Annotated in this window: 22 protein-coding genes and 1 pseudogene; 13 read left to right on the top strand and 10 right to left on the bottom strand. The window is 59.6% G+C overall.

Going from position 1 to position 24,726, the window contains the following annotated elements; genetic code table 11:
• The first annotated feature begins 210 nt into the window (after positions 1-210).
• The 6 genes from cyoA to BM017_RS24600 all read left to right on the top strand — a co-directional run bounded on the left by cyoA (position 211) and on the right by BM017_RS24600 (position 6,274).
• Complete coding sequence (gene cyoA / locus BM017_RS24625; protein WP_071489203.1) at positions 211-1,152, top strand: ubiquinol oxidase subunit II; 942 nt, start codon at positions 211-213, stop codon at positions 1,150-1,152.
• Positions 1,153-1,155: 3 nt separating this feature from the next.
• Positions 1,156-3,174, top strand: coding sequence for a cytochrome o ubiquinol oxidase subunit I (cyoB, locus tag BM017_RS24620; protein ID WP_071489204.1), 2,019 nt, complete (start codon positions 1,156-1,158; stop codon positions 3,172-3,174).
• Positions 3,175-3,177: 3 nt separating this feature from the next.
• The gene (locus BM017_RS24615; protein WP_058426759.1) at positions 3,178-3,804 is read left to right on the top strand and encodes a cytochrome o ubiquinol oxidase subunit III; all 627 of its coding nucleotides are present in this window, start codon (positions 3,178-3,180) and stop codon (positions 3,802-3,804) included.
• Positions 3,804-4,145, top strand: coding sequence for a cytochrome o ubiquinol oxidase subunit IV (gene cyoD, locus BM017_RS24610; protein ID WP_016979640.1), 342 nt, complete (start codon positions 3,804-3,806; stop codon positions 4,143-4,145). The genes BM017_RS24615 and cyoD overlap by 1 nt, the downstream gene beginning before the upstream one ends.
• 11 nt (positions 4,146-4,156) lie before the next feature.
• Positions 4,157-5,044, top strand: a complete 888-nt coding sequence (cyoE, locus tag BM017_RS24605) for a heme o synthase (protein WP_003194050.1) — start codon at positions 4,157-4,159, stop codon at positions 5,042-5,044.
• Between the two features lie 144 nt (positions 5,045-5,188).
• The gene (locus tag BM017_RS24600; protein ID WP_092249337.1) at positions 5,189-6,274 is read left to right on the top strand and encodes a pyoverdine biosynthesis transaminase PtaA; all 1,086 of its coding nucleotides are present in this window, start codon (positions 5,189-5,191) and stop codon (positions 6,272-6,274) included.
• A gap of 310 nt (positions 6,275-6,584) precedes the next feature.
• Here the strand turns inward: BM017_RS24600 and BM017_RS24595 are convergent, their stop codons facing one another.
• Entirely contained in the window at positions 6,585-7,304 is a 720-nt protein-coding gene (locus BM017_RS24595) for a hypothetical protein (RefSeq protein WP_071489206.1), read from the bottom strand.
• Between the two features lie 253 nt (positions 7,305-7,557).
• Between BM017_RS24595 and BM017_RS29735 the strand changes: the two are divergent.
• A pseudogene (locus BM017_RS29735) lies at positions 7,558-7,641 on the top strand (hypothetical protein); the annotation flags it as partial.
• On the opposite strand, the gene BM017_RS24590 reads toward BM017_RS29735, so the two are convergent.
• Both BM017_RS24590 and BM017_RS24585 read right to left on the bottom strand, forming a co-directional pair.
• Positions 7,638-8,885 (bottom strand): 2-aminoadipate transaminase, encoded by a 1,248-nt coding sequence (locus tag BM017_RS24590; protein WP_092249334.1) that lies wholly within the window; start codon positions 8,883-8,885, stop codon positions 7,638-7,640. The pseudogene BM017_RS29735 and the gene BM017_RS24590 sit on opposite strands and share 4 nt — an antisense overlap.
• Before the next feature lie 83 nt (positions 8,886-8,968).
• Positions 8,969-9,868 carry a LysR substrate-binding domain-containing protein gene (locus tag BM017_RS24585; protein WP_071489208.1) on the bottom strand — a complete coding sequence of 300 codons (900 nt, stop codon included), beginning with the start codon at positions 9,866-9,868 and terminating at the stop codon, positions 8,969-8,971.
• A gap of 144 nt (positions 9,869-10,012) precedes the next feature.
• On the opposite strand from BM017_RS24585, the gene BM017_RS24580 reads away from it, so the two are divergent.
• Positions 10,013-11,041 (top strand): amino acid ABC transporter substrate-binding protein, encoded by a 1,029-nt coding sequence (locus BM017_RS24580; RefSeq protein WP_092249331.1) that lies wholly within the window; start codon positions 10,013-10,015, stop codon positions 11,039-11,041.
• An 11-nt stretch (positions 11,042-11,052) separates the two neighbouring features.
• Here BM017_RS24580 and BM017_RS24575 read toward each other — a convergent pair whose 3' ends face one another.
• The 3 genes from BM017_RS24575 to BM017_RS24560 form a co-directional block, all read right to left on the bottom strand.
• Positions 11,053-12,066 carry a diguanylate cyclase domain-containing protein gene (locus tag BM017_RS24575; protein ID WP_092249328.1) on the bottom strand — a complete coding sequence of 338 codons (1,014 nt, stop codon included), beginning with the start codon at positions 12,064-12,066 and terminating at the stop codon, positions 11,053-11,055.
• 136 nt (positions 12,067-12,202) lie between these two features.
• Complete coding sequence (locus tag BM017_RS24570; protein ID WP_092249325.1) at positions 12,203-14,095, bottom strand: alkaline phosphatase D family protein; 1,893 nt, start codon at positions 14,093-14,095, stop codon at positions 12,203-12,205.
• A 433-nt stretch (positions 14,096-14,528) separates the two neighbouring features.
• A complete protein-coding gene (locus BM017_RS24560) occupies positions 14,529-15,326 on the bottom strand; it encodes an MlaA family lipoprotein (RefSeq protein ID WP_092249319.1) in 798 nt (265 codons plus the stop codon).
• Positions 15,327-15,492: 166 nt separating this feature from the next.
• Here BM017_RS24560 and BM017_RS24555 point away from each other — a divergent pair, with 166 nt between their 5' ends.
• Positions 15,493-16,203, top strand: coding sequence for a response regulator (locus BM017_RS24555; protein ID WP_092249316.1), 711 nt, complete (start codon positions 15,493-15,495; stop codon positions 16,201-16,203).
• Positions 16,200-17,519, top strand: coding sequence for an ATP-binding protein (locus tag BM017_RS24550; RefSeq protein ID WP_092249313.1), 1,320 nt, complete (start codon positions 16,200-16,202; stop codon positions 17,517-17,519). The genes BM017_RS24555 and BM017_RS24550 overlap by 4 nt, the downstream gene beginning before the upstream one ends.
• Before the next feature lie 62 nt (positions 17,520-17,581).
• On the opposite strand, the gene BM017_RS24545 is transcribed toward BM017_RS24550, so the two are convergent.
• From BM017_RS24545 to BM017_RS24535, 3 genes are all read right to left on the bottom strand, one after another.
• The gene (locus BM017_RS24545) at positions 17,582-19,825 is read right to left on the bottom strand and encodes an ATP-binding protein (protein ID WP_092249311.1); all 2,244 of its coding nucleotides are present in this window, start codon (positions 19,823-19,825) and stop codon (positions 17,582-17,584) included.
• Positions 19,822-20,436, bottom strand: a complete 615-nt coding sequence (locus tag BM017_RS24540; RefSeq protein ID WP_092249308.1) for a biliverdin-producing heme oxygenase — start codon at positions 20,434-20,436, stop codon at positions 19,822-19,824. Before BM017_RS24540 ends, BM017_RS24545 begins: the two co-directional genes overlap by 4 nt.
• A 194-nt stretch (positions 20,437-20,630) precedes the next feature.
• Positions 20,631-21,011: a response regulator gene (locus BM017_RS24535; protein ID WP_092249305.1), complete on the bottom strand. Its 381-nt coding sequence runs from the start codon at positions 21,009-21,011 to the stop codon at positions 20,631-20,633.
• 183 nt (positions 21,012-21,194) lie between these two features.
• On the opposite strand from BM017_RS24535, the gene BM017_RS24530 reads away from it, so the two are divergent.
• The 3 genes from BM017_RS24530 (at position 21,195) to BM017_RS24520 (ending at position 24,305) form a co-directional block, all read left to right on the top strand.
• Positions 21,195-21,569, top strand: coding sequence for a c-type cytochrome (locus tag BM017_RS24530; protein WP_092249302.1), 375 nt, complete (start codon positions 21,195-21,197; stop codon positions 21,567-21,569).
• A 53-nt stretch (positions 21,570-21,622) separates the two neighbouring features.
• On the top strand, positions 21,623-23,671 hold the full coding sequence (locus BM017_RS24525) for a hypothetical protein (protein ID WP_092249299.1): 2,049 nt from the start codon (positions 21,623-21,625) through the stop codon (positions 23,669-23,671).
• Positions 23,672-23,738: 67 nt separating this feature from the next.
• Positions 23,739-24,305: a hypothetical protein gene (locus BM017_RS24520; protein WP_092249296.1), complete on the top strand. Its 567-nt coding sequence runs from the start codon at positions 23,739-23,741 to the stop codon at positions 24,303-24,305.
• Positions 24,306-24,308: 3 nt separating this feature from the next.
• Here the strand turns inward: BM017_RS24520 and BM017_RS24515 are convergent, their stop codons facing one another.
• On the bottom strand, positions 24,309-24,650 hold the full coding sequence (locus BM017_RS24515; RefSeq protein ID WP_306459258.1) for a hypothetical protein: 342 nt from the start codon (positions 24,648-24,650) through the stop codon (positions 24,309-24,311).
• Positions 24,651-24,726 lie beyond the last annotated feature (76 nt).

Here is a 24,726-nt window from a genome sequence, read left to right as displayed (position 1 = left end):
TTCAACTATCCGCACCAAATGGAATTGGTCTGTAACAAGGCCTTTAACCACGAAATCGAATAAGAACTCACCGCAGGTCCGTGAAACGTTCCCTTATGACGTGATGGGCAGGCTCTTATTCAATCGAAGAGAAATGCCAACCCTTGGCAGGGTGAAGTGTTGGCGATCAAAACCCAACTGCATTGCGCAAGCTGCTTTAGAGGTCGTGAGATGAGTAAAAACAGGTACCCCCGATTACTAGGCTTTTTGCCGCTGCTTGGCATGATGTTAATGCTGGGAGGCTGCAAGTGGACCTTGATGGACCCGAAAGGACAGATCGGTCTGGATCAACGAAACCTGATCATCACCGCCACCCTGCTGATGCTGCTGGTCGTGGTTCCTGTGATCATCATGACCTTCGCCTTCGCCTGGAAATACCGCGCGTCGAACACCAGCGCGACCTACGCGCCGAAGTGGTCGCACTCCACCAAGATCGAAATCGCGGTGTGGCTGGTCCCGATCCTCATCATCATCGCCCTGGGTTACATCACCTATAAGTCGACCCACGAGCTGGACCCGTACCGTCCGCTGGAGTCCGACGTCAAGCCGATCAACATCGAAGTGGTCGCGCTGGACTGGAAGTGGCTGTTCATCTACCCGGACCTGGGTATCGCCACGGTCAACGAGATCAAGTTCCCCGAGCACACCCCGCTCAACTTCCGGATCACCTCCGACGCTGTGATGAACTCGTTCTTCATCCCTGCCCTGGGTGGCCAGATCTACGCGATGGCAGGCATGCAGACCCGCCTGCACCTGATCGCCAACGAAAAAGCTGAAATGGAAGGCATCTCCGCGAACTACAGCGGCGCTGGCTTCACCGGCATGAAATTCAAAGCGATCTCGACGAGCCAGGAAGATTTCAACGCCTGGGTAGCCGAAGTCAAGGCCGCACCTAAACAGCTTGATCAAGCTGAATACGATGCCCTGACCAAACCGAGCCAGAACAACCCAGTCGCCCTGTACTCCGCGTATGAGCCGAACCTGTTTCAGAAAATCGTCGACAAGTACGAAGGTATGAAGCCAGGCAAGCCGGTCAAGCACGAGAAGAAAGAAGTGGCCGTGGTTGAAGGTTCTGACACGGGCTCGCATTCAACTGCTGGGGCAGAGGAGTAAACGATGTTTGGTAAATTAAGTTGGGATGCGGTCCCGTTCCACGAGCCGATCGTGATGGTGACCATCGCCATGATCGCGCTGGGTGGTCTGGCACTGTTTGCAGCAATCACTTATTTCAAGAAGTGGACCTACCTGTGGACCGAGTGGCTGACGTCCGTCGACCACAAGAAAATCGGCGTCATGTACGTCATCGTTGCCATGGTCATGCTGCTGCGTGGTTTTGCCGACGCCATCATGATGCGTACCCAGTTGGCCATGGCCACCGAGGGTTCGCCTGGCTACCTGCCACCTGAACACTATGACCAGATCTTCACCGCCCACGGTGTGATCATGATCATCTTCATGGCGATGCCATTCTTCACCGGCCTGATGAACCTTGCCTTGCCGCTGCAGATCGGTGCCCGTGACGTTGCCTACCCGTTCCTGAACTCCCTGAGCTTCTGGCTGCTGGTTTCCGGTGTTGTGCTGATCAACGTGTCCCTGGGCGTCGGCGAATTCGCCAAGACCGGTTGGGTTGCGTATCCGCCATTGTCGGGTATCCAGTACAGCCCGGGCGTGGGTGTGGACTACTACATCTGGGCGCTACAGTTATCAGGGCTCGGGACGACATTGACGGGGGTCAACTTCCTGGCCACCGTCCTGAAAATGCGCGCCCCTGGCATGAAACTGATGGACATGCCGATCTTCACCTGGACCTGCACCTGGGCCAACGTCCTGATCGTGGCTTCGTTCCCGATCCTGGCCGCTACCATGGCGCTGCTGTCGCTTGACCGTTACCTGGATTTCCACATTTTCACCAACGAACTTGGTGGCAATCCAATGATGTACGTGAACCTGTTCTGGGCATGGGGTCACCCTGAGGTGTACATCCTGATCCTGCCAGCGTTCGGTATCTTCTCCGAAGTGATCTCGACCTTTACCGGCAAGCGCCTGTTCGGTCACCACTCGATGGTCTACGCATCGGGCGCGATCTCCGTACTGGGCTTCATGGTGTGGCTGCACCACTTCTTCACCATGGGTTCGGGCGCCAGCGTCAACGCCTTCTTCGGCCTGGCGACGATGCTGATTTCCATCCCGACGGGGGTGAAGCTATTCAACTGGCTGTTCACCATCTACCACGGCCGTCTGCGTATCACCAGCCAGGTTCTGTGGACCCTGGGCTTCATGGTGACTTTCGCCATCGGCGGCATGACCGGCGTACTGCTGGCCATCCCGGGTGCTGACTTCGTCCTGCACAACAGCCTGTTCGTGATCGCTCACTTCCACAACGTGATCATCGGCGGTGCGGTATTCGGTTACATCGCTGGTTTCAGCTTCTACTTCCCGAAAGCGTTCGGCTTCAAGCTGCACGAAGGTTGGGGCAAGGCTGCATTCTGGTTCTGGATCTCGGGCTTCTTCGTCGCGTTCATGCCGCTCTACGCCTTGGGCTTCATGGGCATGACCCGTCGTCTGAACGCCACTACCAACCCTGAGTGGGTGCCGTACCTGTACGTCGCCATGTTCGGTGCGGTGATGATCGCCGTGGGTATCGCCTGCCAGCTGATCCAGCTGTACGTGAGTATCCGCGACCGTAAGCAGAACGCTTGCGAATCCGGCGACCCATGGAATGGCCACACCCTGGAATGGTCGACTTCGTCGCCACCGCCGTTCTACAACTTCGCCGTGATCCCTACCGCGAACACCATTGATGCGTTCACCGAAGCCAAGGAAGACGGTACTGCGTACCAGCGTCCGAAGCACTACGAACCGATCCACATGCCAAACAACACCGCTACTGGCGTGGTGATGGGCGCGTTGTTGACCGTGTTCGGTTTCGCGATGATCTGGCACATCTGGTGGCTGGCAATCGTGAGCCTGGTGGGCACTATCGGTTACTTCATCATTCACGCTGCCCGTGATGATCAAGGCTACATGGTGCCGGTCGAGACGATCGAGCGCATCGAAGCCGAGCAGCACGCTCGCCTGGTAGCCGAGAAGAAGATCCCGGCCAACCGTGTTGAAACCTCGTTGGAACAGGCTTAAACCATGTCGAACTTAGTGACCAATGCTGGACACGCCCATGTCGATGACCATGGGCACGATGACCATCACCACGACTCGGGGCCGATGACCGTTTTCGGTTTCTGGCTCTACCTGATGACCGACTGCATCTTGTTTGCGTCGATCTTCGCGGTGTACGCGGTACTGGTAAACAACGTAGCGGGTGGCCCGTCGGGCCACGACATCTTCGAACTGCCTTACGTGCTCGGCGAAACCGCCTTGCTGTTGTTCAGTTCGATCACCTACGGCTTCGCCATGTTGGCCTTCTACAAGGGCAACAAGAAAGGCGTACTGAGCTGGTTGGCCCTGACCTTCCTGTTCGGCCTGGGCTTCATCGGCATGGAGATCAACGAGTTCCACCTGCTGATCTCCGAAGGCTACGGCCCGCACCGTTCCGGCTTCCTGTCCGCGTTCTTCACGCTGGTAGGCACCCACGGTCTGCACGTGTCTGCCGGCCTGCTGTGGATGGCGGTGATGATGTATCAGGTCAATAAGCACGGCCTGACCAACACCAACAAGACTCGCCTGACCTGCCTGAGCCTGTTCTGGCACTTCCTGGACGTGGTCTGGATCTGCGTCTTCACCGTTGTTTACCTGATGGGGACTCTGTAATGGCTAATGCACACTCCCATGACCATGACAGCCATGATGCAAGCCACGGCAGCGTCAAGTCGTACGCCATCGGCTTCATCCTGTCGGTAATCCTGACGCTCATCCCGTTCGGTCTGGTGATGTACCCGACCCTGCCGAAGTCGATCACCTTGATGATCGTGCTGGCATTCGCGGTGATTCAGGTTCTGGTGCACCTGGTGTACTTCCTGCACCTGGACCGTTCCAAGGAGCAGCGCGACAACGTGGTTGCGTTCGTGTTCGCAGGGATCGTAATCGTACTGCTGGTTGGCCTGTCGATATGGATCATGTTCAGCATCCATACGTTCATGATGGCGAAGTGAGGTAAGACCCGATGTCGCTTAAGCACTTTATCCAAATCACCAAACCGGGGATCATTTTCGGTAACGTGCTTTCTGTGGCGGGCGGTTTCTTCCTGGCCTCCAAGGGACATGTCGATCTGGCCATCTTCCTGGCTGCAATGATCGGCACGTCCCTGGTGGTAGCTTCCGGATGTGTGTTCAACAACTGCATCGACCGTGACATCGATATCAAGATGGAGCGCACCAAGAATCGTGTGCTGGTCCAGGGCCTCATCTCCCTGAAACTGGCACTGATCTACGCGACCGTCCTGGGTGTTGCCGGTGTGGCGTTGTTGTACAAGGTGGCCAACCCGCTGGCGGCGCTGTTTGCCGTGATCGGTTTTGTCATCTACGTCGGCCTCTACAGCCTGTACCTCAAGCGCAAGTCGGTTCACGGCACGCTGGTGGGCAGTCTGTCGGGGGCGATGCCGCCGGTGATTGGTTATGTGGCTGTAACCAATAGCTTCGACATGGCCGCGCTGACGCTACTGGTGATGTTCAGCCTGTGGCAGATGCCGCATTCCTACGCCATCGCGATTTTCCGCTTCAACGACTACCTGGCTGCTTCGATTCCGGTATTGCCGGTAAAACGGGGTATCCAGGTCGCCAAGAAACACATCCTGCTGTACATCCTGGCCTTCCTCGTGGCGACCTTGATGTTGACCTTCAGTGGCTACGCCGGCATGAGCTACCTTGCCGTTGCCGCCGCCATGGGCATGTACTGGTTGTACATGGCCTGGACCGGCTACAAGGCGGTGGATGACACCGTCTGGGCGCGCAAGCTGTTCGTGTTCTCGATCTTCACCATCACCGCGCTGAGCGTGATGATGTCCCTGGATTTCCAAGTGCCGAAAGAGCTGCTGCTGACCTACGCTCACTGAGTGGTCCTGCAGTGAAAAAGCCCCGCCTTCGAGAGAAGCGCGGGGCTTTTTCCTGGACGGGGTTTAAATCCCCGGCTGCGTTTATCGTCATACCCCTCAGTACGTGCTGTGCGAATCCATCACCCGCCTACAAGGAGTAGCCCTATGGTCAGCGTAAGTCGTCGGTCCCTTCTCGCCCTGGGCGCCGCCCTGCCTCTGCTGGGGCGCCTCGATTGGGCGGTTGCCAGCCCGCCGCCGACCATGACTGACAAGGTGCTGCTCAACTACAACGAAAGCCCCTATGGGCCCTCTCAGGTCGCCCGCGAAGCCATGCAGAAGGGAATCGCCACAGCCGGGCGTTATCCCTACAAACACATGTACGCCCTGGCCGGGCTGTTTGCCCAGCAGCAGGGGATTGCCGAAGAACAGGTGGCGGTATTTGCCGGCTCCATGGCTGCACTGCGCTATGCAGTGCTGGCATTCACCAGCGAGACCCGCGGTCTGGTGATGGCTACGCCATCCTACGAAGTGCCACGCCAGGCGGCGCAGGCGAACAAGGCCTCGGTCAAGGAAGTCAGCCTCAACGCCGACCACGGCCATGACATCCCGGCCATGCTCGCCGCCGACCCCCAGGCCGGCATGCTTTACCTGTGCAACCCCAACAACCCGACCGGCACCGTGACGCCCACCGACGCCATCCGCCAGGCCTTGGCACACAAACCCGAAGGCAGCGTGTTGGTAGTGGACGAAGCCTATATCGACTTCGCCGACACGCCCAGCGTGGTCAGTTGGGTCAAGGACCACGATGACCTGCTGGTGCTGCGCACCTTCTCGAAAATCTACGGCATGGCCGGCGCCCGCCTGGGCCTGGCGGTCGGTCATCCGGCGCTGCTGGAACGCCTGGCCGTGTTTGGCGGTGACAACGTCCCGGCGGGCAGCACGTTGCTGGGCGGCCTCGCCAGCCTGGAAGACGTGAAGCTGTTGCCGCAACGCAAGGCCCTCAACAATCAACTGCGTGATGAGACCGTGGCGTGGTTGAAAGGCCGGGGTTTCACCTGCACCGCGTCACAGGCCAACTGCTTCATGATCGACGTGAAGCAACCGGCGGAGCAGGTGATCGAAAAGCTGGCGGCGCAAGGTGTGATGATCGGCCGGGTGTTTGAAAGCTGGCCGCAGTGGGTACGGGTGACGGTGGGGGACAAGCAGGATATGGCGCGGTTTCGCGAGGTGTTTGCGCAGCAGGTCAGTTGACGCGACGCCGAACACATGTGGGAGCAACTGTCTTGATGACCATAACTTGGCATCCCTTTCAAGGTCTTTGAAAAACCGACCCTATCTGGCTGATACCACTCCATTAAGGGCGAACACTGCAACTGTGGCGAGCGGGCTTGTCCCGCGTTGGGTTGCGAAGCGACCCTTGAAGGAGGAATGCGGTGAGTCAGGCATTCTTCGGCCGCGGGTTTCAGGGCTGCTTCGCAGCCCAACGCGGGACAAGCCCGCTCGCCACAGAGTACTTATCGCCTGTTCTACCTAAAGACCTTGAAAGGGTTGGGATTAAGGGTTACTGCTGCGCGATGCTGTACCCATCAAACGCCGTCTGCTGCTGCAACGCAGTAATCACGCTCTTGCGGTTCAAAGGCTGTTCGGCGCCGGCGTTATCCACAAAGCTCTCGACTTCCAGCTCCGCTTCATCCCCTTCACCCACAAAGCTGAAGCCCAGGAACTCGAACGCCTCACGGTCAACGTTCAGCTTCGAGCGCGGCGTGCGCAGCGGCAGGGTGACGCTGATGCCATCCTTGCTGATCACAAACACTTCGGCTTCTTTCTTCGGGCGGGATGCCTTGCTCTTGCCGGCGCTCGGGTTGCTGATGGCCTGGTGGCTCTGGTTCAGCACTTTCAACGCCAGGCCGTAGACCAGCTCCTGGAACTCGGGGTCGTCCTTGAAGCAGGACAGGATGCGGCTGATGGAGAACTGGCTGCTCAAGTTTTCCAGGGCGGCATTGTCGGCGGCCTCGGCGTCCTTGAGCTGTTTGAGCTGACCCATCAGGTCGTAGGCCTTGTCGTCATCGAAGGCATCGTGGGCCTGACGGATGGCCACGCGCAGTTCGCGGATCTGGTCGCTTTCCTTGGAGGTGTGGAACGCGTCCAGCACCATCTCGCTGATGATCTTGGCGGCGGGCAGATGCTGTGAAAGATTGATGGCGTTTTCGTATTCGGCTTTGGCGTGCAAGGCGACGACGGATTCTTCGGTGGCAGATTGTTCGGTGTAAGAATCGGACATTGAAATTTCACTACTTCAGTAAACGAGGACAAAAAAGCGTCGGGCATTTTCAGGGGGGAGGGAGGTCAGGTCAAGGCAGCACACTGCCTTTGAGGTTGCGCTGATCCATATCAAGTGGCTGCTTGGGGAATTTCGCGACAACAAGCCTGGGGCTTGGCTGGCCCTGGTGATCTGCCTGATGACGCATAAAAACAACTGCACACCTGAACCGAGGAGACCACTCCAGGTCAGGTTTTAAAGAAATATTGCGATGTTCTCGGGGCAACCGCGCCCGGACTTCCCCGACACGGTCAAGGACTGGCCGAACGGCGGCAGGCCCGTGGATGCGCGCTACTAGTCCAACTGCTTGAGGCAGGCCTCAAGGATATCCAGGCCTTCCTCCAGTACTACGGGTTCGATGGTCAGCGGCGCAAGCAAACGGATAATGTGCCGCGACTTGCCGCTGGGCATCAGCAGCAACCCGGCGCCCCGCGCCAGGCCCAATAGTTGAGCGAGCTGTTGCGGCGCGGGTGTGCCGTCGGCGTTGGCCAACTCGATGCCGCGCATAGCACCGACACCGGTCAGGCGGCCCAGGTATGGCAAGCCTTGCGCGCGCCAGCTCTCATAGCGGCTGACGATGGCGTGTTGCTGCTGTGCGCCCCAGGCGTGCAGGTGTTCGTCGGTCATCGCATCCAGCGTGGCCAAGGCCGCCGCACACGCGATGGGGTTGCCGGAATAGGTCCCACCCAAACCGCCTTTGGGCAGGTTGTCCATCAGCGCCTTGCGCCCGACCACGGCGCCCAGCGGTACTCCACCGGCGATGCTTTTGCCGAGCAGGATCAAGTCCGGTTCGATACCCAGCCGCGAAAAGGCAAAGCGCTGGCCGGTACGGCCAAAGCCCGACTGGATTTCATCGGCAATCAGCAGGATGTTGTGTTCATCGCAAAAGCGTCGCAGCGCCTGGGCAAACTCAACGTCCAGCGCAAGAAAACCGCCTTCGCCCTGCACCGGCTCGATGATGAAACAGGCCACATCGTTGACATCGATTTCCACGCTGAACAGGCGCTCCATGGCCTTCAACGTCTCGGCGCAGCTCACGCCGTTGTCGGCACTCGGGTAGGGCAGGTGATACACCGGACCCGGCAGCACACCGACCTTCTGTTTGTAGGGCGCTACCTTGCCGTTGAGGTTGAGCGTGGCCAGGGTGCGGCCGTGGAAGGCGCCGTCGAAGGCGATCACCGCCGTGCGGCCAGTGGCGCCGCGTACGATCTTCAGGGCGTTTTCCGCGGCTTCCGCACCGCTGTTGGTGAGCATGCCGCTGACTGGGTAGGTCACCGGGATGAATGTGGTCAGCCGCGCCATCAGTTCGATGTAGGGTGTGTGCGGGGCGGCGTTGAACGCGTAGTGCGTCAACCGGGTGGCTTGGTCACGAATCGCCTCGACCACGCCCGGGTGGCAATGACCGAGGTTGAGCACACCGATGCCGCCGACAAAATCGATGTAGCGTTTGCCCGTGGTGTCCCAGACTTCGGCGTTCTTACCGTGGCTGAGGCTGATGGGGTGAACGATGGAAATCGACTGGCTGATGGTTTCGTGGCTCATGAATCGCAGACTCGGCAGTGACGGGCGTCTTTTTATCTAAGCCGGGCACCTACCCTCGTCGCAAACGAAATAAAGTCGCCGGGTCATGACTGAAAATCGCGATGTGCGCCTACATAGTCGACCATCCAGCTCAGGAAAGCCTTCACCTTGGGAATCTCGCCGGCATGTTCGGCATGGGCGATAAAGTGCGCGCCGCTGCTGGGCATCGCATAGTCCCATGGAATCATCAGGCTGCCCTGGGCCAGTTCTTCGGCCACCAGGTACTGCGGCACCAACGCGACGCCGTAGCCCGATTGCGCCGCACGAATGCACATGTAGAACGTGTCGAAGCGCGGCCCGTGGTAGCTGTTCTGCGAGTGCAGGCCCTGCTCCAGGAACCACTCATGCCAGGCCTCCGGGCGCGAGGTGCATTGCAGCAGGGTGTGACGTGACGAAGCATCACTGCCTTCGGCGACAAAACCCGGCGCACACACCGGCACCACCGCCTCACGGAACAGCTCGATGCAGGTCGCTCCCGGCCATGAACCCTGGCCGAAGAAAAACGCGATATCTGCCTTCGCCTGCAACACATCGAACGGCTCCAGCTCGTTGCGCACGTCCAGGTGGATGTTCGGATGCTTCGCTGCAAAATCCTTGAGCTTGGGCACCAGCCAGCGGTCGCCGAAGGTCGGCTGGGTGGCGATGCGCAGCACTTCGGTCTCGCCGCCGTAGGTGAGGATGTAGCGGCTGGAGATGTCCACCTGTGTGAGGATTTTGTGCACTTCGGCCAGGTACAGCGACCCGGCCGGCGACAGGTACAAACGCTGGCGCACCCGGTCGAACAGGTTGTGGCAGAGCATCTCTTCCAACTGCGCGACTTGTTTGCTCACCGCACTCTGGGTCAGGTGCAGCTCTTCGGCGGCACGGGTAAAGCTCAAGTGGCGGGCGGCTGCCTCGAAGCATTGCAGGGCAGTCATCGAAGGGGTCAAGCGTTTTGAAATCATGCACTTCATTCCAAATCGGAAGGAGCCTTTGCCTAAAGGTCGTTTGTGGCAGCGGCGCAAAGCCGTTGATACTGCCCGGCAGCACTATAAACCGGCGCGGGCTGCACGACGCCGAATAATAAGGAATGACAGGGAGAGCCTTGCATGAACCCATTCAAAACCACCTTGGCCGTGATCGGCGCCACCGCTGCATTGGGCCTGGCGAGCAGCGCGCAGGCGGGCGTGACCCTGGACGCCATCCAGAAGAAAGGCTTCATCCAGTGCGGTGTCAGCGACGGCCTGCCGGGTTTTGGCGTACCGGACAGCACGGGCAAGATGACCGGCATCGATGTGGACGTGTGCCATGCGGTGGCGGCGGCGGTCTTCGGCGACGCATCGAAAGTGAAGTTCACCCAGTTGACCGCCAAGGAGCGCTTCACCGCACTGCAATCCGGTGAAATCGACCTGATCTCGCGCAACACCACCTGGACCAGCTCCCGCGATTCGGGCATGGGCCTGGTGTTCACCGGCGTGACCTACTACGACGGCATCGGCTTTCTGGTGAACAACAAACTGGGCGTTACCGGCGCCAGGCAGTTGGACGGCGCGACCGTGTGTATCCAGGCCGGCACCACCACCGAGCTGAACGTCTCGGATTACTTCCGCACCCACGGCATGAAGTACACGCCGATCACCTTCGATACCGCCGACGAAAGCGCCAAGGGCCTGGAAGCCGGGCGCTGCGACGTGCTGACCACCGACCAGTCGGGTCTGTACGCCCAGCGCATCAAGATGGCCCACCCGGACGAGTTCGTGGTGTTGCCGGAAGTGATCTCCAAGGAGCCTTTGGGGCCGCTGGTGCGTAAAGGCGATGATGAGTGGTTCAGCATCGTCAAGTGGACCTTGTTCGCCATGCTCAATGCCGAGGAAATGGCCATCACCTCGCAGAACGTCGAGGAGCAGGCCAAGAGCAGCAAGAACCCGGATGTTGCCCGGTTGCTGGGAGCTGATGGCGAGTACGGCAAGGACCTCAAGCTGCGCAAGGATTGGGTGGTGCAGATCGTCAAGCAGGTGGGTAATTACGGCGAGGTGTTCGAGCGCAACATCGGCCAGGGCAGCGTGCTGAAGATCAAGCGCGGGCTCAATGCGCTATGGAACAACGGCGGCATCCAGTACGCACCGCCGGTTCGATAGCACGGGGGCTGTTATTCAGATACTCCATCTTTTCCCGCCGCTTTGGCGCGGTACAACGCCTGGTCGGCACGCGCCATCAGCGCGGCGGGGGACTCATCCTGTTCGCGCTCGGCTACACCCAGGCTCAAGGTGACTCTGAAGTCGCCGCCGTGCGAGCTGTGTTTCAATTGCTGGCGGATGCTCTTTGCCAGTGCCTTCGCACTGTCCAGCGAGGTCTTGGGCAGGACCAGCACAAACTCGTCGCCGCCCCATCGGGCCAACAGATCCCCACGGCGAATACAGCGTTGCAGGCATTCCACTACCTGCACCAGCGTCTGATCGCCCACGCCATGACCGAAACGGTCATTGATCGGCTTGAAGTCATCGATATCCATCGCGATCAGCGTCAGCGGCAGGCGAAAGCGTTGGGCGCGCTCGCATTCTTCCAGCAGCACTTTCTCCAGGCGGTAGCGGTTGGCGACCAGGGTCAGGGCATCCCGTTCGGCCAGCGAGCGGTTTTCATCCAGCTGTAGCTGCAACTGCTGGTTGACCCGCGACAGCTCGCGTGTGCGCTCGGCCACCAGCGCCTCAAGGGATTGATTGCGTCTTTCCAACTGTTCGACGGAGCATTTTCGCAGATGAATGTTGCGATGGGCGCCCACCATCCTTGCGACCGAGCCGTCGGCGTTACGCGCAATCACGTAGCCACGGTCTTCGATCCACAAGTAGCTGCCGTCTTTTTTGCGACAGCGGTACTCGGCCTGGTAGTAAGGGGCACGCCGGTGGATGTAATCGTCAAACAACTTCATCACTTGGGCATAGTCGTCCGGGTGAATTACGCTTTCCCAGGTGAATACACTGTTCTCCAGCGCGTGGCGGGGATAACCCAGCATTTCGTACCAGCCTGGGTTGCGGTAGACGAACCCGGTGTTGGCGTTCCAGTCCCAGATCCCGTCGCTGACCAACTCCAGCACGGTGTGCAGCATGTCGGCGTTGAAGTGAGAGAAGTCCTGTTCCAACGGGTTGTTGTCGGAGTTATCGACCATGTGCGCATTCCTTGCCTGAGCAGGCCTCAAGGCCTGCCGTTGTTGACGCCGATACTCCGTGGCTGGCGCTACTGTACAACGGGGCCTGGGTGCTTTGAATAGGGCAGATGTACGGCTAAAGGTTGATGGCTAATGGCTATTGATCAGGTGCCATCATCTCCGTCCGCCCCTTCCCATCAGCGTTGTGCTGGTAGATCGTTTCAGGCTGGCCTTGCTCGTTGAAAAACACCTGGCCGATCCCCGCCGAATTCCACAACCGCTCGCCGGCTTCGGCGTGCTCGGGAATATGCGGCACCACCTGCATACTGCGACGGCGCGTGAACCCGTTGAGGGGCGAGCGGGGTGAGTAGAGCCAACGGTTGAGCCGGTCAAACCATTCCAGCAGGCGTGGGGGGAATTCATTCTTGATGCCACTGCTGGTGATCTGCCAGATCCTGGGGCCCGCGTTGCGATGGCGGATCAGCACTTCGTAGACGAATGAATAGTGAACGTCACCTGAAAGGATCACGTAGTTACCCGGTGTACGCGAGTGGCGAAAGATATTGAGGATCACCTGGGCAGCGCCACGGTGGGCCATCCAGTTTTCCGCATCCACCAGCAACGGGTGGCCGCACCAGCTGAAAATCTTCTGGACCGTCTCGATCAACTTCACGCCAAAGATGGGGGCGGGGGAAACAATGATGGCCGAAGGATGGTCGAGCAGTTCCTGTTGCAGCTCACTCAGCGCCTCCCAGTCCAGCAGGCCGGACGGTTGCTTGAGGGTGAACTCGCTGCGCCACCGGCGCGTGCGGGTGTCGAGCACCACCAGGGCCGGGGTAGTGGGTAGCACGTAGTGCCATTGCTGGAAGTTGAGCAGCGCTTGGATCAAATCATCCTGGGCGGCGGCTTGCAGGTGGTTGGCCTGGGGCTGGCAGGTGAGCGACTGGGTTTGGCTGACCAGTTCGTTGAACGCATCCGGCTGGTTGCCCCAGCCCTGGCAGAGCAGGTAGGCCAGCAGAGCGTTACCGATGATGCGTTTGGAGAACGGGTGGCCGTAGGCGGTGGCTTCCCATTGGGCGCTGAGGTTCCAGTCGTCGGTGATGTCGTGATCGTCAAAGATCATCAAGGTGGACAGGTGCGCGAACACCCGGGCGACGCCTGGCAGGCCATTGCAGAATCGCTCGAGTTGCACGTGTTCGCGGGTGTAGCGTTGCTGTTCTTCTGTGCTCAGTTGCGGCGCTTCAGGCGCGATCAGTTCCCAGGACGTCGGCGACCATACCAGCAGGTACATCGCGATGACTTCAGCGAAGGTCACCAGGTGATTGTCGGCAGTGCTGCTGGTGAAGATCGGCTTTTTCACACCGCCAAAGAAGCGTTCACGCAGGGTTTCGTTGCTGTCCAGTGCCGGCAGCAGGTCGGCGCGATGGTAGTAGCTGGCACGATGCCCGTAGAGGCTGGCGCTGTCATCGATCACGGCGCCCTCCAGGTATTCATCGAACAGGCCCAGGCGTGCGATCAATGCATGTATGGCGCGCAACATCGGCCCGGCCACATCGTCGGCGTACACCTGGTCACCGCTCATCATCAGCAGGGCCGGACGCTCGGCGGCATTGGTGGCATCGGCCAGCAGGCGGTCGACACACAGCAGGCCTTCATCGGCGCTGTGATGGGGTTTGCGGCATGAGCCGTGTACCAACTGGTGGATGCGGCTGTGCAAAACGAAGCTTGGGTATTGGGCGTTGGCGTACAGCAGGTGTGGCGCCCAGTCGGCGATGCCGGTGTTGTCGAACAGCAGATCGTAACGGATCGTTATGTCCTGGGGCAGGGCATCGTCCAGCGGTACATCGATCAAGTGGATAAAAGCGTGGCGCCCCACCGGAACGACCTGGCAATGATCCAGGTTGATCTCCAGGATTTGGGCGGGCAGATGCAACTGCAGGGTCAGTTGCAGGGCTCGACTGCCCACCAGCCACAGTACCAGGCGCCGGGGTTCGAGGCGGCGCAGCAGTGGGCCGGCCAATACGGCGGGCAGTGTATCGAGGTGCGGCATGCAGGTAATGGTTCCACGCTGGGCTTGACCGGCAAGGTTAGCCCAGTGAATGTCATGGTTTTGTTAAGCAGGAGTACGAAGGGCCGTGCACTGCCCTTCGTATCAAGGCGGGTTAGAGCAACCTGCCTTGACCCAGTGTGTCTAGCCCACCTCCGCTTTTGCGACGGTCGTTGGCGGCCGTGCTCCCAGGATCGGCGGCGTTCAGTTGCGAGTGTGTGACGTCAATGCTGCGCTTCCTGCGCTGGGGCTCTGCATCATCCTGCTGCAGTGGGGGGTAAAAGCTGCCCAGTGTGTGATTGATTGCGCTTGGCATGGATGTTTCCTTATAGCGTTTAGAGGATGACTTCGCCTGTTGCAGCGAAGTGAGGCCAAACATAATGACGGCATAGCGAGTAGGCTATAAACCCACTGCTGCAAGAGATTACATGGTTGGCTACCGCGCTCTGAAGTCATCCGAAGCGCTGTTCGCACAACTGTCCAGCGCAGGAGATGTCGCGCCTGCCTGGCCCTCGCGCACAAAAGCCGCCCGATTTTCCGCCACCACATTACGCAACGCGCTGTAGTAATCCGGCAGTTTCTGCAGGCTGTCGGTGAGCGGTAACAATGATGCACGGGTATCGACCGTGCCGCCCACCAGGCTGATGGTGCCCAGGGTTTGCACGGTATCGCTGTCGCCCAGTGGCGAAACCAGGAAGCTCAAGACCTTGCCCGCCGCATCCCGGCTATTGCTGGTGCCCAGCAACGGCAGTTCGACAATCGGCCCATTGCCGATCCCCCACACGCCGAACGTCTGGCCGAAGTCGGCTGTATGGCGCGGGATGCCCAGGCGGTCCGACACATCGAACAGCCCCACCACGCCCACCGTCGTGTTCACGGCGAAACGCCCCAGGGTATTGACCGAGCGTCGCGGGTTGCCTTGCATGAGGTCGTTGATAAACACCGCCGGCTCGCCGAAGTTGCTCGCAAAGTTATGCACACCCTGCTGGAAAAAATCCGGCAGGTCACGGTAACCACGTGCTATCGGCGCCAGGGCGTAGTTATCCACAATACGGTTGAACGCAAACACGCCACGGTTGACTGGCTCGGCCGGGTCATACACCGGGTAATTCACCTGCGCACAGCGAGCAGGTGGCGCCACCTGGGTTGGGCTTGCGCAGCCCGTCAGGTAAGACACTGTCAGCAACAGCAAGGCCTGGCGGGCCAGATGCCGGGGGTAGGTCAACGAGCGCATGGGCACAGCCTCCGCAAAAAAGGGAGGCCGATCCTGGCAGTGCAACCTTGCGCAAAGATGTCTGGTTTATTGCGGCGTTGACGCTTTATTGCACGATTGAAATATATGACGGACCGCGCCGAATGGTTTTAGATAGCGCCTCGAACCCACCCAGTGAAGACCGTCGGTGAGCAACTTGTTGATTGTGGACGATGACCTTGAAGTCCTCGCCCTGTTGAAGAAATTTTTCCTGCAACACGGCTATGGGATCGAGACGGCTGCCAGTGGCGCCGAGTTGTGGGCGGCCATGGAGCGCCAGCTGGCTGACCTGATCATCCTCGACCTGATGCTGCCCGGTGATAACGGCCTGCTGCTGTGCCAGCGCTTGCGCCAGCAATATGCGACGCCGGTGATCATGCTCACTGCCATGGGCGAACTCAGCGACCGTGTGGTAGGCCTGGAAATGGGCGCAGACGACTACTTGAGCAAACCATTCGATGCTCGCGAATTGCTGGCGCGGGTGCGCGCGGTCTTGCGTCGGGCGGGCGAAACGCGACTGCCGATGGGGGAGGTGGCACGCCCCCGGATCCACTTTGCCGGCTGGCAGTTGGACCTCACACGCCGCGAATTGCGTTCGCCCGACCAGGTGATGATCCCGTTGTCGTCCGGCGAGTTCGACCTGCTGCTGGTGTTCACCGAACACCCCCAGCGCGTGCTGACCCGTGAGCAGTTGTTGAACCTGGCGCGAGGCCACAGCCACGACGCTTTTGACCGCAGCATCGACGTGCAAGTGAGCCGCCTGCGTCGCAAGCTGGAATTCGATACCAAACGCCCGGCGATGATCCGCACGGTGCGCAATGGCGGCTACCAATTCACCGTCAGCGTGACCCGTTCATGAGTCGCCGCCCACGCGACACCGTGGCGCGCTGGATCGCCCTGACGGTGCTGGTCGCGATGTTCACCGCATTGGCGTTCAACGCCCTGTTCGTGCAACTGGCGGGGGTTTGGGCACGGCCGCCGCTCACCGAGACCGGGCTGCTGGAAAAGATCGCCGTGGTGGTGCGTGTGATCGAAGCGTCGGAGCCGGTGCAACGACCGCGTCTGGCCGAGGTCATGGCTGATGACGCGTTCAGCGTGAGGTGGTCGGCGCAGCGAACCGCCTTTGATCTACCCGTGCTGAATGACCCGGATTTCCAATCGGGAGAACAGGCCTTCGAGCACCTGCTGGACGGCCCGATCCGTCCCATGGAAGCCTATGAACCGTCTGACTGGCCCGACGGCAATGGCCACTACCTGCTGCTGATGCAACTGGCCGATCAGTCCTGGCTGATGTTTACCGCGCCTGCCCGCAGTTGGGGCCTGGACGAGGGCGCACGCAGTGTGATCGTGGTGTTAATGGTGCTGATCTCCACCGCACTGGTCACCCTGGTGGCCACTCGGCGACTGGCGCGGCCGCTGCAGGACTTTGCCCAGGGCGTGCGGCGCTTTGGTGCAGACTTTCGCGCACCGCCCATCGAGCCGGTGGGGCCCCATGAAATCCGCCAGGCGATCCTTGCGTTCAACAGCATGCAGGCGCAATTACGCCACTTCATCCAGGACCGCACGCAAATGCTCGCGGCCATCTCCCACGACCTGCGCGCACCGCTGACGCGCCTGCGCCTGCGCGGGGAATTCATCGAAGATGCCGACCAGCAGCAGCGGCTGTTTCGCGACGTCGATGAAATGCAGGCCATGATCAACACCGCCCTGGAATTCTTCCGCGATGACGCCCGGCTGGAGCAGGCTACGCAACTGGACCTGGCCGAGTTGCTGCAAACCCTGATCGACGACTACCGCGACCAGGCGATCGACATCACCTTTCGCGGCCCGCCACGCCTGGTGTACTTCGGCCGGCCCCTGGGCCTCAAGCGGGTGATCACCAACCTCGTGGACAACGCGATCCACTATGGCATCGCGCCGGAGATCGAGTTGCAGCACACACAGGACGAGGTAGTGATTCGCGTGCTGGATCGCGGGCCGGGCATTGCGGCCGAACATCGGGAGGAGGTGTTCCTGCCTTTCTATCGCCTGGAAGGCTCACGCAACAAAAGCACGGGCGGTGTCGGCTTGGGACTCTCGACCGCTCGGGCGATTGTGCTGGAACATGGCGGCACCGTGACCCTGGCTGAGCGCCAGGGCGGAGGGCTGGAAGCGGTGGTGGTGTTGCCCGTTTAAACATGGCTTGTGGCAAGCCCGCTCACCACAAAAGTCTCGACCTTCACAGTCGGGACGTTCAGTCAGGTATGCGAGTCGTCGATCACCTTCGGCACCGTAAACCGGAACTCACTTCCCCGACCCACTTCACTCTCGGCAACGATCTTGCCGCCATGGGCCTGGACGATGCCTTGGGTGATGTACAGCCCCAACCCGCTGCCGGTTGGGTTGTTTTCCGTCTGGGTCCAGTAGCGATCGAACACGTACGGCAGTTGTTCCGGCGCAATGCCTTCGCCGGAGTCGCGCACAGAGAACACAATCTCTTCGCCATTGCTCATGGCGCTGATGCCGATGTTGCCCTGGCGCGGAGTGAACTTGATCGCGTTGCCGATCAGGTTCGACAGCACCTGGAACAGACGCTCCGGGTCGGCATTGATCTGCAGGCCCGGCTCGGCGTTGAAAGACAGGTCGATGCCCTTATCCATCGCCAGCGGTGCCAGCAGGGAATAGGCTTCCTCGAAGATCTGGGTCACGTCGAGTGCCACCGGCTTGACCACATACCGCCCGGCCTCGATTTTCGAGGTGTCGAGCAAATCCTCCAGCAGTACGTTCATGCGCCCGGCCGCCTGTTGCATGGTGTCGATGGCCGAGGAAATTCGTCGCGAGGTGTGTGGGCCATCGGAGCTGAAGGCCTTTTGCATCATGCCGCACAGCATCGAGATCACTGTCATCGGGTTACGCAGGTCGTGGGACACCACCGCCACCAGTTCATCACGCGCACGCACCGCTTGTTGCTCACGCAGCACCTGGCGCGCCAGGTCGTTTTCCAGGGCCGAGCGGCGCAGGTCGTTGGCGGCAAAGTGGTCGCCATGGCTCCACTTGGTGGAGATACCGGCCATCTCCACTTTCCAGATTTCAAACGAGGTACGTGGGCGAAGGCGCAGGCCAGCGTCGGAGTTTTCCAGGTCCAGCGGTTTTTTCGGGTCGCCACTCCAATTGATGTTCTCTTTCACTTCCGGACGGAACCACAGCACAGCGTTATCCACCGGCTTGGGCAGGCTCATGGCCAACACGCCACTGGCCACCTGCTGGAATTCGGCGGCCGGCGGGTACACCGACACCAGGTTATGGCTGGAAAACACCGGCTCGCTGCGCCCTTGCAGCCACTTGTGCAAGGCGCGGATCTGCGCCGGCTCCGGGCAGTTGCCGTAGCGGTGCAACTGCTTGTCTTCGATGATCGCCACGCCGCCGGACAGGGTCAGGTCCATCAGTACCTGCGGTTGCTGGGCCAGGCCGTCGAATACGTTATCTTCCGAGCGTTTCATCGCCTGGTCGAGCAACGCCAGGGCCTCGACTTTTTCCTCGCGCTGACGGCTCAGGTCCAGGGCCTCCATGGCGCTGATCTGCAACGACAGCACCTGGCCGATGGTCTGGCAGGTGGTGCGCAGCTCGTTCGGCACCAGCAGCGGCTCGCGGTTGCCGCAACTGATCAGCCCCCAGAGTTTGTCGCCCTTCATCAGCGAGATGCTCATGGACGACAACACGCCCATGTTCTGCATGTACTGGCAGTGAATCGGCGACACGCTGCGCAGCGTGGCAAAGCTCAGGTCCAGCGGCTGGCCGGTGTCCGGGCGCAGCTTGGGCAACAGTGGAACCGGCTCGTAGGCCGCGTTCGGGATGATGCGTAGCCAGTTGGTGCGATACAGCTCGCGGGCTTGCTCCGGGATGTCGGACGCGGGGAAGAACAACCCGTTGAACAGCTCCATGGACGGCGCCGACGCTTCGGCGATCACCTGGCCGTGGCCTTCCTCTTCGAAGCGGTAGATCAGCACGCGGTCGTAGCCGGTCATGGCCTGGATTTCAGTCACGCTGATTTCGTACAGCGCTTGCAGGGTTTTCGCCGACTGCAAACGTTGCAGCATCTTGCCCAGGTCACTGGTGCGCCCGTTCAGTGCCCGTGGGCGGAAGTCTTTGAGACGTGGCTCGAATTCCAGCACCAGAACATTCTGATGGCGGTGCAGCAGGCCTTCGAACTCTGCGCCGTTAAAGGAAACGTGCAGCGGTGGCGCGTCAAAAAACGTGTTGTTTTCGGCCATGGCGGCAACCGCCTGGGCGGGCTCGGCGCCCATCAGCGTGTGCAGTGGCTGGCCCAGCAGCGCCTCGGGCGCATGGCCGAACAGGCTGCCCACGTTGGCACTGACCTGGATGATAGTCAGCTCGGGCTCGGACAATGTCAGCAGCACGCCATGGGGCTGGATTGCCCCCGGGAAGCGAATCGGCTCGTCGGCACAGTTGGCAAGCAGCTCTTCAAAATCTTCGGGTTTCATAGCAGTACCTCCTGGCTGTCGAGCCATTGCTCAAAGCAGCGGAATGTTGAACGGGCTGCCTCTACCGCGCGTTGTTTGGCGGGGGCATCCAGCGGCAGGCGGCCCAGGTAATCGAGAAAGTCTTTCCAGCGTCGACCGGTCTCGGCGCCGTATACATTGAGAAACGCCCCACCGTTGTCGGCATTGACGTCCAGGCGCTGGGCCATTTCCCGGCGCAGCACTTGGCCGCCGAGGGTCGCGCCTTCCAGCACGTACAGGGCTCCGAGGCAGGCGGCGGGGGTGTCGAGGGTCGGGAGTTCGGCGCAGCGGGGCAGGGCGCCGATAGCCTGTTCATTCAGGCCCAGTGCATCCAGATCGTGCAGTAGCGTCGGGGTTTTCGTACGCGCCCCCTGATCGAAGCCCTCAGGGATCAACTCACATTCGTACAGCGCCGCTTCCATCGGTCCATAAAAACCGTAGTACGCCTCAAGCAAGCGCTGATACCAATCGGCATCCAGATGCTCAGAGAAAAACGGCAGGCGCTTCTCCAGCGCCACATGCAGCAGGGCCGTGCCTGTGCGCAACGTTTCCAGCAAAGAGGGCGCACCAACGTCATGGGCCTGTGAATGCATTCAGTGAGCTCGAACTGTGGGCCTCTCGGCCATGAATGACGCGTTAAACGGGCGACAATTCTACACAACTCATGGCGGTCAGCTGTACGCGCAAGGCGAAAAGGCTGACCAGCGGATCAGAAAAGTCGCTCCTTGCTTGCATAATGACCCTGGACGGCGCCATGAAGTTCGATCTGAATGATATCGTGACGCTATCAGTGCATTGACAAGCCTTGTTGGGTCAACGCCGTTTGTACGCACTCAATCAAATGCTCAGTGCTCCACGGTTTGGGCAAAAACCGCACCGAGCCGCCCAACTGCGCCGCCAACTTGGTATTCCCCGAGGTCAACACCACCGGCACCGTCGGCCAACGATGGGCCACCACCTTGCTCAGGTCATAGCCATTGAGCAGGCCCGGCATCTGGATATCGCTGACAATCAGGTCGACCGGATCATCGGCCCGCTCAAGATAAATCATCCCCTCATCCGCCGAAGGAAACGACGTCACCAGCGCGCCGAAATCCTCCAGTACATCCACCATTAACGCCCGAATGATTTCGTCGTCTTCCAGCACCAAAATCGATGGCTGAGCCATGATCCTTACTCCACCATCAGGGATTCAGTAAGGTGGAGTGGGATGGGTTGGAATAGGTTCGATTGGATGTGTACCGGGCGATGGATGGTCGTTTCAGAGCGCTTCCCGGGCTGTTACCAGAAGCGGCGGAGGGAAATTGATACAGGCATAATCGGCCTACCGTTGCCGGCTGTGGAGCCTTTGATGAAATACGCCTTTTTCACCCTCGCCCTGATCCTTAACGCAAGCCCCGCTCTGGCGGCCGGCGACGCCGAGGCGGGCGGCAAGCTCTTCACCAAGACCTGCGGCGGCTGCCACAGCATCGGCGAAGGCGCGCGCGGCGGTTTCGGCCCGCAACTCAACGGCATCATCGGCCGGCCCGCCGGTACGACCACGGACTATCAGTATTCCGACGCGATGAAAAACTCCGGTGTGGTCTGGACCCGTGACAAGCTCGCGGCCTATATCGAGGCGCCGAAGAAGGTGGTGAGTGGTACGCGGATGATCTTCTGGGGTATCAGCGACCAGGAGAAAATTGAAAACATCCTGGCGTATCTGGAAACCTTCCAGCCCAAGTGATTGGTGTCGATCGAAGCCTGCGGGCTTTACCTTAAAAAACCAGAGGCACGCTGATGGACCGGCAACTGCTCAAGCTCGCCCGCAACAAACAACTGGCACACCCCGCGATGCTCGACGAGTTCGACATCAACGATTGGATTGTGAAATACCAGGCGCTTTATCCTGGGCACAGCATCGAAAGAGGCTTCCTGGAAGGTGCACGCTGGCTGAACACCCAATTTAAACGGGTGAAGAGCAGCCGTCTGCACTATTCGTTCAGTACAGATGAGCCGCTGACGTATGACGCGCTGATCAGCGCACATATCGGGTCGGCCAATCACTTCTTCTGCGCAATGTCCGCCGAGGCCCTGCACGCCGTCGAGGCCAACCCGACAGCATCCCTTGAAGAGCACCTTTCATTCCGTTCTTCATTGACCAACGGTGAGTCCGGCCTGCCACCGGATCACCTCAACATGCTGCGGCTGGATTCGCTCTGCGGGCCGATCTGGGATCTTTATCAAAACCGCCATGACCTGCGTGTGCTGTTCCCCGACAATTGCCCGCATATGCTCAGCGCTATCAACTTTTTTGCCTATGAAAGCGACCTGGTTCAACTGACCCATAGTTTCAAAAAAATCTGGCAAGAGTTGTTGTACGGCGGCATGGAGTTTTTTGCCGACTCCAAAGGCGTACTGCTCTCCTCTGCGTCGGAGCATCTGGATCTGGTCAAAGTGATTTATGAATACCGCCGTGATCACCACAACGGTACCAACGGTCTGAGAATTTCCAACGACCTTCATCAGGGGCGCCAAACCTATGTGCCCCGGCTCGGGTGGCAGCGCTATATCCACTGCGTCGGCACCGACGTGTTGTCGATCGGCAACTGGTCTGAATTAAGCGACAGCGTCCAGACAGCCGCGCTTTATGCGTATCTGTCGCCGTATTACATGATCGACGAGTACCTGCATCCGTTGTTCGATGCCTCTCTCGACCCGGCTGTAAAAAGTACCGAGTGCCAAAACCTGCTGCATATCTGGCTGCACCTTGCGGTGATCGCGGCGCAACTCAAAGAGCGCTATGGTCAGATGCCTGCGCCTCGGCAGTGGGAAGACCTGCTCAAGCTGTGTCCGCGGTTTTCCCGCAACACTCTTGTCGAACGGCTTGCAGAGTCCACGGGGCTTGCAGTTGAACAGGTAAACGCGGCCATTGATCTGCTCCTTTACGAGGCCAAGAGCCTGCAGCACGACCTGTGGTCGCGACCGTTGGTGAAGGTGGATGAAGACGTACTGATTCCGATCAGTGCGCCGTTGACGGCCAGCGTCTCCAGGAATTTTGATATCTGGCTCAACATCATCGACCCGAAAGGGAAGCAACGCGGACGACTGTTTGAACGTTACCTGCTCGCGGTGTTGGAAGATTGTCGCAAAACCAACCCGATCATGGCGGGCTTGACATGGTTGGGGGCGGTGAAGTTCAGAGGACCGTCCAAGGTTGTCGAGGAGATCGACCTTGTGTTCTCGTTTGGCAGTCTGCTGGTGGTGTGTGAATTGCGCAGTCGTCGAGCACCGATAACACCGCTGGATTACCACAACGATTTTTCCGACAACAATGGCATCATCCATAAAGCCCGCCAGGCGCGGCGAAAAGCCCAGCATATTCAGCAAGGACTGGGGGCATTTTGCAGCCAGTATTTTCCTCACCTCAGCGACGCGTCCGAAGTCACCGTGCTGCCGCTGGTGATCGTCAGTGGTCCTTACCACGCCGGTTTTGCATATGACGACGTGCCTATTCTGGACGCTCACTTGCTCAGGCATTTTCTCAAGGATGGCGAAGTCCGGTTTGGAGGACGCGCGGACTCCGATACCGCTTACGACTACGGCTATGCCTTATATAGCGACGTGGAAAGTGCGCAGCGTGAGTTCGCAGGTTATGCCGCGAACCCGGCTCTGATCAGGGTCTACCGAACCATGGCCCAGCCCCGGCTGCACAGGTACCCCCTGCGAGGCGAACAGGCTCAGCCAGTGCGGAGTCTGTTCTACGAGCTTTCGGGTTTCAGCTTCGAGGAGCAATTGGCCGTGGCACAGTCGGTTTCAGGCGGCAAACTGCGCAAAATTGACAGGTGATAAGGTTTGGAACATTCCCTGTGAGCCCTAGTCTCTTCATCACCCTCATTCGATAAGGATATCCTCCGTGAAGCGAATCGCATTGCTCTCCCTCGCTCTGGCCCTGGGCGCCTGCCAATCCAACCAACGCGACTCATCATCCAGCCTGTTCAAGGACGGCATTCAGTTTCGCCAGAAAACCGTGGCTGTGGATGCGGAACACGCCAAAGTCATTATGAAGTCCAGTGGCGGCACCCCCGCCGTCGACTTCTCGATCAGTCGCGAAGGCGATCCTGACTCACGCATGGAAGCCCTCGGCACGGTGATGGACACCGGCGAAGGCAAGGTCTTCAACTGGATCGCCAAGCTCAACCAGACCGTGGCCAGTGCGGGCTTCAAGCGTTTCCCACAACTGGAAATCCAGGCCGACCCCGGCAAGAAACTCACTGTATCGGGTTACGCGAACGACACCCGTACTGGTTACTACTACACCTGCGGGCCGGAGATGAATACGTTTAGCCCGGAGAAGGCAAAAGTGTATCTGGTGGAATTCCAATTCAAGGGTTCGGGGTGTGAGCAGCATGTGTATGACGTGACGGACCCGGCAAATCGGGTACCGGTGGCTGAGGCGGGGAGTGGGGGTAAGTCGGGTTGAGGGTTAGCCGTGGTGTGGTAGACCCTGCGGGAATACCACACCGTTGAAAGTGTGGGTGCAGCAGTTGCAGAAGGGTTTCATCTGCTCGGGCGTCAGCTGTGGGTTGACCTTTTGCAGCAGGCCGCCTTCGTCGACCCACAAGCCGCTGTAGTAGCTGTTTTCATCCGTTCTCACGTAATCCTGCTTGTCGCTTTCATGTTGCGCGACCATCCAGAACATCGGCTCCGGACGATCCAGGCGGGCGTTGGCTTCGCTGAACACCTGATCCCATGGGTGACCGACTTTGGAAAGTAGAAAGCGGAATAGCGGGGTGTAATCAAAGCCATGCCGTTGATGGCTATGCATCGAACCGCGGTTTGATTGTTTGTCTTTTTCGCTTTTGGTGTGCCGCTCATACCGGTAGGCGCGACAACTGCCGTGG

The organism is Pseudomonas sp. NFPP04 (genome assembly GCF_900113815.1).
Lineage (GTDB): Bacteria > Pseudomonadota > Gammaproteobacteria > Pseudomonadales > Pseudomonadaceae > Aquipseudomonas > Aquipseudomonas extremorientalis.
This window is presented reverse-complemented; position numbering and strand designations above follow the sequence as displayed.